This is a genomic window from Cupriavidus sp. GW822-FHT02D05, from assembly GCF_058802485.1.
Genome location: NZ_JBXAOE010000011.1, coordinates 142,667 through 153,801 on the forward strand (window position 1 = coordinate 142,667; position 11,135 = coordinate 153,801).

12 protein-coding genes are annotated in these 11,135 nt (G+C 66.5%); 9 read left to right on the forward strand and 3 right to left on the reverse strand.

All coding sequences use genetic code 11. The annotated features are described in order from the left end of the window. Nucleotides 1-88 precede the first annotated feature (88 nt). The 7 genes from purD to rng all read left to right on the forward strand — a co-directional run bounded on the left by purD (nt 89) and on the right by rng (nt 6,854). A complete protein-coding gene (gene purD / locus AC1RQK_RS16595; protein ID WP_477134028.1) occupies nt 89-1,357 on the forward strand; it encodes a phosphoribosylamine--glycine ligase in 1,269 nt (422 codons plus the stop codon). Nucleotides 1,358-1,575: 218 nt separating this feature from the next. Beyond that, a complete protein-coding gene (gene hemF, locus AC1RQK_RS16600) occupies nt 1,576-2,487 on the forward strand; it encodes an oxygen-dependent coproporphyrinogen oxidase (protein ID WP_492376120.1) in 912 nt (303 codons plus the stop codon). 10 nt (nt 2,488-2,497) lie between these two features. Then, nucleotides 2,498-3,268 (forward strand): nicotinate-nucleotide adenylyltransferase, encoded by a 771-nt coding sequence (locus AC1RQK_RS16605; protein ID WP_253930161.1) that lies wholly within the window; start codon nt 2,498-2,500, stop codon nt 3,266-3,268. 16 nt (nt 3,269-3,284) lie between these two features. Continuing rightward, on the forward strand, nt 3,285-4,043 hold the full coding sequence (gene rsfS / locus AC1RQK_RS16610; protein ID WP_183036055.1) for a ribosome silencing factor: 759 nt from the start codon (nt 3,285-3,287) through the stop codon (nt 4,041-4,043). 23 nt (nt 4,044-4,066) lie between these two features. Then, nucleotides 4,067-4,537, forward strand: coding sequence for a 23S rRNA (pseudouridine(1915)-N(3))-methyltransferase RlmH (gene rlmH, locus AC1RQK_RS16615; RefSeq protein ID WP_043344552.1), 471 nt, complete (start codon nt 4,067-4,069; stop codon nt 4,535-4,537). Between the two features lie 112 nt (nt 4,538-4,649). Then, nucleotides 4,650-5,255, forward strand: a complete 606-nt coding sequence (locus AC1RQK_RS16620; protein ID WP_492376119.1) for a Maf family protein — start codon at nt 4,650-4,652, stop codon at nt 5,253-5,255. A 132-nt stretch (nt 5,256-5,387) separates the two neighbouring features. Beyond that, complete coding sequence (rng, locus tag AC1RQK_RS16625; RefSeq protein WP_043344550.1) at nt 5,388-6,854, forward strand: ribonuclease G; 1,467 nt, start codon at nt 5,388-5,390, stop codon at nt 6,852-6,854. 12 nt (nt 6,855-6,866) lie between these two features. Here rng and AC1RQK_RS16630 read toward each other — a convergent pair whose 3' ends face one another. Further along, a complete protein-coding gene (locus tag AC1RQK_RS16630; RefSeq protein WP_492376118.1) occupies nt 6,867-7,529 on the reverse strand; it encodes a TetR/AcrR family transcriptional regulator in 663 nt (220 codons plus the stop codon). 89 nt (nt 7,530-7,618) lie between these two features. Here AC1RQK_RS16630 and AC1RQK_RS16635 point away from each other — a divergent pair, with 89 nt between their 5' ends. Both AC1RQK_RS16635 and AC1RQK_RS16640 read left to right on the forward strand, forming a co-directional pair. Beyond that, complete coding sequence (locus AC1RQK_RS16635) at nt 7,619-8,539, forward strand: sterol desaturase family protein (RefSeq protein ID WP_492809919.1); 921 nt, start codon at nt 7,619-7,621, stop codon at nt 8,537-8,539. 118 nt (nt 8,540-8,657) lie between these two features. Next, entirely contained in the window at nt 8,658-9,167 is a 510-nt protein-coding gene (locus AC1RQK_RS16640; protein WP_492387116.1) for a hypothetical protein, read from the forward strand. A gap of 30 nt (nt 9,168-9,197) precedes the next feature. Here AC1RQK_RS16640 and AC1RQK_RS16645 read toward each other — a convergent pair whose 3' ends face one another. Together AC1RQK_RS16645 and AC1RQK_RS16650 are read right to left on the reverse strand one after the other, a co-directional pair. After that, nucleotides 9,198-10,412 carry a cation:proton antiporter gene (locus tag AC1RQK_RS16645; protein ID WP_492809921.1) on the reverse strand — a complete coding sequence of 405 codons (1,215 nt, stop codon included), beginning with the start codon at nt 10,410-10,412 and terminating at the stop codon, nt 9,198-9,200. A 76-nt stretch (nt 10,413-10,488) separates the two neighbouring features. Next, a complete protein-coding gene (locus AC1RQK_RS16650) occupies nt 10,489-11,076 on the reverse strand; it encodes a peroxidase-related enzyme (protein ID WP_492373987.1) in 588 nt (195 codons plus the stop codon). Nucleotides 11,077-11,135: the final 59 nt, after the last annotated feature.

The following is an 11,135-nucleotide window of genomic DNA, read 5'->3' on the forward strand; positions in this document are numbered from 1 at the left end:
ACCTCGCCTCACGGCGGCAGCGCGGTTCGATGAGCCATGGCTGCCGCTTTTCGCATTTCGCATGCGTCATTTTTTCTGGCAGTAGATCATGAAAGTATTGGTTGTCGGCTCGGGTGGTCGTGAACACGCGATGGCCTGGAAATTGGCCCAGTCGCCCAAGGTGCAGGTGGTGTACGTGGCGCCGGGCAATGGCGGCACCGCGCTCGACAAGCGGCTGCAGAACGTTCCCCTGACCGATCCGGAAGTGCTCGCCGCCTTCGCCGAGCGCGAAGGCGTGAGCTTCACGGTGGTCGGCCCCGAGGCGCCGCTGGCGGCCGGCATCGTCGATATCTTCCGTGCCAAGGGCCTGCGCATCTTCGGCCCGACGCAGGCGGCAGCCCAGCTGGAATCCTCCAAGGATTTCGCCAAGGCCTTCATGCAGCGCCACGGCATCCCGACCGCCGCCTACCAGACCTTCAACGACGCCGCCGCCGCGCACGCGTATATCGATGCGCAAGGCGCGCCGATCGTGATCAAGGCCGACGGCCTGGCCGCCGGCAAGGGCGTGGTGGTTGCCGCCACGCTGGAAGAAGCGCACGCCGCGGTCGACATGATGCTGGCCGACAACCGCCTCGGCGACGCCGGCGCACGCGTGGTGATCGAGGAATTCCTTGAGGGCGAGGAAGCCAGCTTCATCGTGCTGGTAGACGGCAAGAACGTCCTGGCACTCGCCACCAGCCAGGACCACAAGCGCCTGCTCGATCACGACGCCGGCCCCAATACCGGCGGCATGGGCGCGTACTCGCCGGCCCCGGTGGTCACGCCCGCGCTGCATGCCCGCGCGCTGCGCGAGATCATCATGCCGACCGTGCGCGGCATGGAAAAAGACGGCATCACCTACACCGGTTTCCTCTATGCCGGCCTGATGATCGACAGCGAAAGCAACCTGAAGACGCTGGAGTTCAACTGCCGCATGGGCGACCCGGAAACCCAGCCGATCCTGGCGCGCCTGAAGACCGACCTGGTCGACGTGATGGAGCACGCCGTCAACGGCAAGCTCGACGAGATCGAACTGGACTGGGACCGCCGCACCGCGCTGGGCGTGGTGATGGCCGCCTTTGGCTATCCCGATGCGCCGCGCAAGGGCGATGCCATTACAGGCATCCCGGCCGAGACCGACGACAGCGTGACCTTCCACGCCGGCACCACACTCACGGATGGCACGCTGCTGACCACGGGCGGGCGCGTATTGTGCGTGGTCGGGCTGGCCGATACCGTCAAGGCGGCACAGCGCGCGGCTTATGGCGCGGCCGAGAAGATCCACTTCGACGGCATGCAGTACCGTACCGACATCGGCTACCGAGCCATCAAGCGGTAACGGACGATAAATCTACTGCACGACCCATGGCGAGCCCTGCGGTGCCCGCCATGGGCCGCCCACTACGATTTCTTCGCCCTTTACGATGGTTCGTGCTGAATTTGCCGAATCCGGCCAGGCGTTGCCTCAGCCAGTACAATCATGACATCGCTATGACGGCCGGGCAGGTTGACTGACCTGCCCGGCCGTCACCGCTCCGGCTCACCCGCCCGCATACCATGATCGATTCCCAGGCAGTCCGTGCCTATCTGCTCGGTCTGCAAGACCGTATCACCGACGCTGTTGCCGCCATCGACGGCAAGGCGTTTTCGACCGATGCCTGGGAGAAGCCGCCCACCGAGCGCCTGCGCGGCAGCGGCCGCACCCGGATCCTGGAAGGCGGCGCCGTGATGGAGCGGGCCGGCGTGGGCTTCTCGCATGTGCGGGGCGATGCGCTGCCGCCATCGGCTACCGCCAACCGGCCGGAGCTCGCCGGGCGGGGCTTCGAGGCAATGGGCGTGTCGCTGGTGTTCCACCCGCGCAACCCCTTTGTCCCCACCGTGCATATGAACGTGCGCTGCCTGATGGCGGTGAAGGAAGGCGCCGAGCCGGTGTGGTGGTTCGGCGGCGGCATGGACCTGACGCCGTACTACGGCAACACTGGTGACTGCGCACACTTCCACGCCACCTGCCGCGACGCCCTCGCCCCCTATGGCGATGACCTCTACCCGCGTTTCAAGCAATGGTGCGACGAGTATTTCTTCCTCAAGCACCGCGGCGAAGCGCGCGGCATTGGCGGCATCTTCTTCGATGACTTCTCCGCGCTCGGCTTCGAGCGCAGCTTTGCCATGATGCAATCGGTTGGCGACGCCTTCCTGGACGCCTACCTGCCGATCCTGCAGGCGCGCAAGGACACGGCCTACGGCGAGCGCGAGCGCGAGTTCCAGGCCTACCGGCGCGGCCGCTATGTCGAGTTCAACCTGGTGTTCGACCGCGGCACGCACTTCGGGCTGCAATCGGGCGGCCGCAGCGAGTCGATCCTGATGTCGATGCCGCCGCTGGCCAGCTGGCGCTATGACTGGCAACCGGAACCGGGCAGCGCGGAGGCAGCGCTGTACACGGACTTCCTGCCCGTGCGCGAGTGGGCCTGACGGCAACCCCATGGCACACGACATCGCACGATCGCTCACCGCCAACGCGGCAGACGCAGCAGGCTCGACCAAGAGCCACCGCCCCTACCGCCTCGGCATTCTCGGCGGCACCTTCGATCCGCCCCACATCGGCCACGTGGCGCTCGCCCGCCTGTGCATCGAACATCTCGAACTCGACGAGCTGGTCTGGATCCCGACCGGCCAATCGTGGCAAAAAGGCGACGACGTCACCCCTGCGGCCGACCGCCTCGCCATGACCGAACTGGCCGCGCAGGCATTGTCCGACACCCGCGCGCTGGTCCATGCCAGCCGCATGGAAGTCGACCGCGCCGGCCCCAGCTACACCGTGGATACCGTGCATGAACTGCGCGAGCACTATGGCCCCGATGCCTCGCTGGCGTGGCTCATGGGCGCCGACCAGTTGCTGCGCCTGCACACCTGGCATGGCTGGCAAGAACTGTTCGCGCACGTCCATCTTTGCGTGGCGACGCGGCCCGGTTTCGACCTCGCGGAACTGGACGGTCCGGTGCGCCAGGAGCTCGCGCAACGGCGTGCGTCCACCGACCTGATACAATCCATGCCCTCCGGCCGCATGTGGATCGACCAGACGCTCGCCGTCGACCTCTCCTCCACCGCCCTACGCCAACGCCTGGCTGCCGGACAACCGGCAGATGACCAGCTGCCGTCCGGCGTGGCACACTACATCGCGAGCCGCGGCCTGTATCGGCCGACGCAGTCGGATCTGCCCATCCCGGCCCGCCCCCAAACCGATCTCAGCTGAACTGAAAAAAAGCACCATGGATATTCGCAAACTGCAACGCGCCATCGTCGACGGCCTCGAAGATGTCAAAGCGCAGGACATCAAGGTGTACGACACCACCCACCTGACCGAGCTGTTCGACCGGGTGGTGATCGCCAGCGGGAGCTCGAACCGCCAGACCAAGGCGCTGGCCGCCTCGGTCCGCGATACCGTCAAGGAAGCCGGCGGCCATATCGTTGCGGTGGAAGGGCTGGAAACGGGCGAATGGGTGCTGGTCGACTGCGGCGACGCCGTCGTCCACATCATGCAGCCGCAGCTGCGCATGTACTACAACCTGGAAGAACTCTGGGGTGACAAGCCGGTACGCCTGAAGCTGTCCACGGCCAAGAAGGGCCTGGCCAAGGCCAGCGAGCCGATCGACGGCGAAGATGAAGACGACGCCCCGGTCGTGCGCACCGCGCGCCGCGCCACCGGCCTGCGCCCGGCATTGGCCCGTCTGCCCGAAGGCATGAAAGAGCCTTCGCCGCCGCTTGGCCACGAAGATACCGACCCGGACGCCATCGCCACCAACCGCGCCCCGACCGTGCAAAAACGCCTGACCAGCGCGCTGGGCTCGGCACCGGCACGCAAGGCGCCGGCCAAGACGGCCGCGCCGCGCAAGACCGCAGCCGGCACCGGCGTGGCACGCAAGACCGCCACCAAGACGGCTGCGACCAAGACTGCCGCCAAGGCGCCGGCCAAGACGGCGGCCGCCAAGGCTCCGGTCGCGCGCAAGCGCACCACCCGCTCGGCCTGAGCCGGACCGGTCCGCTTCCCGCCATGCAGTTGCTGATCGTGGCCGTTGGCCACAAGATGCCCGGCTGGATCGAAACCGGATTCGCGGAGTACGCGAAGCGCATGCCGCCCGAGCTGCGCATCGAGCTGCGCGAGATCAAGCCCGAGACACGCTCGTCGAGCAATAACGCCACCACCGTGATGCAACGCGAGGCGGCCCGCATCGAGGCAGCACTGCCCAAGCAATGCCGCATTGTGGCGCTGGACGAGCGCGGGCGCGACCTCACCACGGTGCAGCTCGCCGCCCAGCTGGGCGACTGGCAGCGTGAAGGCGGCGATGTCGCCTTCCTGATCGGCGGCGCCGACGGCCTCGATCCCGCCCTGAAGGCTCGCGCTCAGACCCTGCTGCGGCTGTCCAGCCTGACCATGCCGCACGGCATGGTGCGCGTGCTGCTGGCTGAGCAGCTCTATCGCGCCTGGTCGGTCACGCAGAACCACCCCTACCACCGCGCCTGAAACCAGGCGCGCGCCCGTGTCGCGCACCGGGCGAGGCCGAGGGTACAATGCGACCGAAGCGGCGCATGCGCTGCAGCCGCATTTGGCGTGCCCTACCCCCCACTGCCCTGCCGTGACCCATACCTTCCTCTATCTCGCCTCCCAGAGCCCGCGCCGGCGCGAGCTGCTGACCCAGCTTGGCGTTGCCTACGAACTGCTGCTGGCCGACGGCGACGAAGACGCCGAGGCGCTGGAAGTTGTTTTGCCGGGTGAGAGCCCGGACGACTACGTGCAGCGCGTATGCGCGCTCAAGGCCGAAGCCGCGCTGCGCCGGCGCGAGCGGCGCGCCCTGGCCGATGCCCCCATCCTGACCTCGGACACCACCGTCTGCCTGGACGGCGAAATCCTCGGCAAGCCCGCCGACAATGCCGATGCCGCCCGCATGCTGGGCGCCCTGTCCGGGCGCACCCACCGCGTGCTGACCGCGGTAACCGTGGTTTCCGCGCTCGGCCAGCGCCACGCGCTGTCGGTTTCCGAGGTGAGCTTTCGCACCATGGCCGCCGACGAGATTGCCGCCTACGTCGCCAGTGGTGAACCGGCCGGCAAGGCCGGCGCCTATGGCATCCAGGGCCGCGCCGCCGAGTTCGTCGAGCGAATCGACGGCAGCTATTCGGGTATCATGGGTTTGCCCCTGTTCGAGACGGCTTCGCTGCTCAGACAGGCCCATCTGCGGTTCTGAGAACCCCGCCGCCGCCCATCCGTTCGCGCTTCAAGCTGCTGCCACCCTGGCCACGGCAGCGCCCGCGGGAAGCATGGCAGCACACTGCGGACAACCACCTGGCCGGTCAGCCGGCGACGAGTTTCATCCACTATGACTGAAGACATCCTCGTCAACATCACACCGCAGGAAACACGCGTGGCCATCGTGCAGCAGGCCGCCGTGCAGGAACTCCACGTCGAGCGCACGCTGTCGCGCGGGCTCGTCGGCAATATCTACCTTGGCAAGGTCGTGCGCGTGCTGCCCGGCATGCAATCCGCCTTCATCGATATCGGGCTGGAGCGCGCCGCCTTCCTCCACGTCGCCGACATCTGGCACCCGCGCGATCCGGACAAGAACGCCAACGCCGCGCCACTTGCCATCGAGAAGACACTCTACGAAGGCCAGGCCCTGATGGTCCAGGTCATCAAGGACCCGATCGGCACCAAGGGCGCGCGGCTGTCCACACAGGTCAGCATTGCCGGGCGCACCCTGGTCTACCTGCCGCAGGACCCGCACATCGGCATCTCCCAGCGCATCGAGGGCGAGGTCGACCGCGAAGCCCTGCGCGCCCGCGTGCAAGGGCTGGTACCGGCGGATGAGCGCGGCGGCTTCATCGTGCGCACCATCGCCGAGGAATCCAGCAACGAAGAACTCGGCAACGACATTGCCTACCTGCGCAAGATCTGGGCTTCGATCCGCCAGAACGCCACCACGCTGCCCGCGCCCAACCTGCTTTACCAGGACCTCAACCTGGCCCAGCGCGTGTTGCGCGACTTCGTCAACGATGCCACCAACGTGATCCAGGTGGACTCGCGCGAGAACTTCCAGAAGCTGGTCGAGTTCGCCCAGGAGTACACCCCCGCGGTGCTGCCACGCCTGTCGCACTACACCGGCGAGCGCCCCGTCTTCGACCTCTTCAATATCGACGCCGAGATCGAGAAGGCGCTGTCGCGCCGGGTCGACCTGAAGTCCGGCGGCTACCTGATGATCGACCAGACGGAAGCCATGACCACCATCGACGTCAACACCGGTGGCTACGTCGGCGCGCGCAACTTCGACGACACGATCTTCAAGACCAACCTGGAAGCGGCGCATACGATTGCGCGCCAGCTGCGGCTGCGCAACCTGGGCGGCATCATCATCATCGATTTCATCGATATGGAAAACACCGAGCACCGCGACCAGGTGCTCTCGGAACTCAAGCGCGCGCTGTCGCGCGACCGCACCCGCATCACAGTCAACAGCTTCTCGCAGCTCGGGCTGGTGGAGATGACCCGCAAGCGCACGCGCGAGTCTCTCGCGCACGTGCTGTGCGAGCAGTGCCCCGTGTGCACGGGCAAGGGCCAGGTCAAGACGCCGCGCACGGTCTGCTACGACATCCTGCGCGAGATCATGCGCGAATCACGCCAGTTCAACCCGCGCGAGTTCCGCATCCTTGGCTCGCAGCACGTGATCGATTTGTTCCTGGAGGAAGAAAGCCAGCATCTGGCCATGCTCGGCGACTTCATCGGCAAGCCAATCTCGCTGCAGGTGGAATCGACGTTCCACCAGGAACAGTACGACATCATTTTGATGTGATCAGGAACGGCATCAGGCACCCCTCGCGGCTGCCTGATGCTGCGCGGCACCCTCATTCAGGAATCCCCGGATCAAGCGCACCAGGTTGTCCTCCAGTTCAGGATCGGCCAGCAGGGTTTCGTCCGCCGCCAGCGCGCTGCGCATCACGCCCATGACGGCCTGCGTCAGGACGAAGGCGGCCATCGGCCGCATGACAAGCGCGCGGTTCTCGGCGTCCACGGCGTGGCCCGAACTGAGCCACTGCGCGACCTGCGCCGCGGAGCCTTCCAGCGCCTGCCTGCTGCCCGAGGCCAGCGCTACCTCCAGCAAGAGCTTGCGCACGCGGTGACGGCCGCCAAACGCACTTAGCAATGCACGCACCAACAGCCTGGCGCGCGCCGTCGGATCGGGCGTGCCGGGCGTGCTGAGCAAGAGGCCCAGGCGCCCCATCACGCTCTCGATCTCCCGACGCCCCAGTGCTTCCATCACTTCCTGCTTGTTCGAGAAATACTGGTAAAGCGTACCGATGCTGATGCCGGCCACCTCGGCAATCCGGTTGGTGCTCACCCCCTCCAGCCCCTCCTTGTCCAGGAGGCGGATGGTCGACTCAAATATGAGTTCCAGCTTCTCCAGGGACCGCGCTTGCATCGGCCGGCGCCGCTTCGGGCCGTTGTCTACAGGGGTTTGCAGGGTCATGGCGTGGACTCCGGAACGCGAGTAAGCAAACATGATACTAGCTCATATAATCGTCCGCATACTATCCCCTTCATGCTCCGGGAGCGGTCATGACCCGTCTGGAAATCCTTCAGCTCTATGCCTTGCCGGTGGTGATCGGCGCGTCCCTGATGGAAGCGCTGGTGCTGCACTGGCGCAAGCCCGGCACGTTCGACTGGCATGAGGCGTGGCTGTCGCTGGTAGACCTGGCCGGGCGCAAGATCCTGGTCTTCCTGCCCTTGTCGCTGGCGGCGCCCATATTCGCGCTAGCCTGGGAGCACCGCCTGCAAACCATCGTGCTCAACAGCTGGCTGCTGGGTTTGGTCTTGTTCATCGGCCAGGAGTTCTGCTACTACTGGTACCACCGCGCGGCGCACCGCGTGCGCTTCTTCTGGGCTACGCACGCCGTCCATCACTCGCCTAACCAGCTCACCTTGTCGACGGCTTACCGCCTTGGCTGGACCGGCAAGCTGACAGGCACCACGCTGTTTTTCACGCCCCTGGTGTGGCTGGGCTTTCCGCCCGAGGTGGTGATCGCGACCTTGTCGCTGAACCTGCTCTATCAATTCTGGATTCACGCGACCTGGATCCCGCGGCTCGGCTGGTTGGAATATGTCCTGAATACGCCGTCCGCGCATCGGGTTCATCACGCCGCCAATATCGAATACCTGGATGCCAACTTCGGCGGCGTGCTGATCGTCTTCGACAGGCTCTTCGGCACCTACGTGGCCGAGCGCGACGAGGTGCCGTGCCGCTATGGGCTGGTCACCCCGATGCGCTCGCGCAATCCGCTGCGTGTCGAGTTCCAGCAGTGGCTCGACCTTGGACGGGACCTCGCGCAAGCACGCAGCCTGGGGGCGATGCTCGGCTTTCTCTTCCTGCCGCCCGGCTGGCGCCCCGACGGACAGGGCCACACCACCGAAGCGCTTCGCCGTCAGCTCACGCTTGTCCGCCCGCTTGCCTCGAAGGGCAGCGGCGCCTCGCCGAAGTAGCGAGAGCGGTGCGCGTGCGCACGCTTTCCTCTCGCCTTCCTTGCCCCATCCTCTATAAATATGGAGACAGGTGGCCGCATTCAGATTTCCTCGCGGGCACCGGGCGCAAGGAGTCACCATGAAGAAGAAGCGCTTGCTGTTGTGGCCGTTAGCTGCCGCATTGGCGGCATGCACGGTGACATTGCCTCCCCCCTCCCCGCCGGCTGCGCGCGTACCCGAGACAAAAAAGGCCCCCGCCCCCGTGGCGCGGGAACGCGCCACGCCCATTCCCCCGCACGACATCGATATCGCCGCCGATTGCCAGCGCACGGAGGAAGACGGCTTTCGCGAGGATGCCCATATGCGGGTGGCCAGCAACGATGTGCGCAGCCTGAGCTGGAAGCTGTGGGTGGGCCGGCATGGTTCCTGCCACTTCGATCTCACCGAGTTCCGCCAGGTGCGCAAGACCCCGCATATCGAACTGCAGGCGATCGATGGCAGCGGTTGCACGCTAATGGTCTGGCAGGACCCGCGGCGCGTCACGCTGGCGCATGCGCATTGCGAGCAGCATTGCACCCCGGGTATCTACGAACAGGCGTGGCCGGTGCTGTTCGATCCGCGCAGCGGCACATGCGCGCAGATCCGCTAGCGCTGCCGGGCTGTTGACGGCAAGCGCGGCTCAGCGCTCGCGCAAGCGCGCCGCCGTGCGCGTCAGCGGCTTGGCCAGTACGGTGGTGGCCAGCGCCATCAGCAGCAGGCCGGAGAAGGCCGTCATGCCGATCAGCCCGGCTTCGAACAAGATTCCCAGCACAACCACTTCCATCAGCCCCTTGGTCTGGACCAGCGCGCCCAGCATCCAGGCCTCGCGCCGCGGCAGGCCGGCCAGGCGCGCCGGCAATGCGGTTCCGACCACCTTGCCGGCCACCGCGACCATGGTACTCAGGCCGAACACCAAAAGCGTCGCCTGACCGCCGATGGCGATGTCGGTACGCAGCCCGGTCATCAGGAAAAAGAACGGCATCAGGACCACCACGGTGGCGGGCTCGAGCTGGCGCCGGAGCTCGCCGGCCGCATCGCGCGGCAGCACGACGCCAGCGAGAAAGCCACCGAGGATGTAGTGCAGGCCGATCGATTCGGAAATCAGCGCCGAGCCGAAGATCAGCACCGCGACCAGCGCCAGGCGCGCGTCGTTGGTGGCCATCCGCGGCAGCATGCGCGCCAGCAGCGGGCGTACCAGCCACAGCATCGCACCAACGTAGGCAAGGCCCAGGCAAGCCAGCCGCAGGAAGTCATAGGTAGAGGAACGGCCCGCGCTGGCAAGGATGCCCGACAGCACCAGCCAGATGGCCGCATCGCTGAAGGCGGCGCAGCCGACCGCAAGCTGGCCCGGCACGGAGTCGGACAGCTTCATTTCCCGCAGGATGGCCCCCAGCACCGGCAGCGCCGTCACCGCCATGGAAACCCCCACGGCGAAAGCGAATTGCCAGGCGGATGCCGCATGCCCCACGGCACCCGGCGTGGCGTAGGCCAGCCAGGCGCCGGCTGCCGTGCCGAGCGCGAACGGCACCAGCACGCTGCCCAGCGCGGCCGCCATCGCTATGCGCCGTATCCCTGGCTGCTGCGCGCCACCGATGTGCAAGCCAGAGAGAAAGGCAAACAGCACCACCGCCAGCCATTGCAGCCCGGAGAGCGCGGATAGCTGCGCCGGCCCGAACAGGGCCTGCCAGCCTTGCGGCCACAGCGCGCCAAGCAGGGATGGCCCGAGCAGGATACCACCCACGATCTGCATGGCCACCAGCGGCACAATGCTGCCGATGCGCAGCCCGCGCCACAGGATGAACGGTGTACCGACCACCAGGCAGGCCTGGGCAAAGAAGAGCGAGACGGGATTCAAGGCGACGGGCGGATCGAGAGAAGTGGAACAAGGAGGCGGGCGCGCCAGGCGCCCACCGAGCGTGCATCCAGAGGCGCTACTTAGCCTTCGGCACGCGCCCCATCAGGTAGAACTCTTCGTTCGGCCGCATGCTGATGGTATTCGCCATGCGGTTGGACAGGCCGAAGAAGGCGGTGATGGCAGCGATATCCCAGGCGTCCTCGTGGCTGAACCCATGCTTGGCCAATGCCGCGAAATCGGCATCGCCAACCTCGGCCGAGGCCTCGCAGACCTTGAGGGCGAAGTCGAGCATGGCGCGCTGGCGCGGCGTGATGTCGGCCTTGCGGTAATTGACGGCCACCTGGTCGGCCAGCGTCGGCTTTTTCTCGTAGATGCGCAGGATGGCGCCGTGCGCCACCACGCAGTACAGGCACTGGTTGGCGCCCGAAGTGGCCACCACGATCATCTCGCGCTCGCCCTTGGAGAGGCCGCCCTCCTTGAGCATCAGCGCATCGTGGTAGGCAAAGAAGGCGCGGAACTCATCCGGCCGGTGGGCCAGCGTCAGGAACACGTTCGGCACGAAGCCGGCCTTGTCCTGGACTTCCACGATGCGAGCCCGGATGTCCTCGGGCAGGTCGGCGATGGCGGGAACCGGGTAACGGCTCAGTGGCGGCGATGCGGTCATGGTGGTCTCCTTCGGGGTGTTCCCCTCTTTGCACTGCGCATGAACCGCCCGCGCTAGCT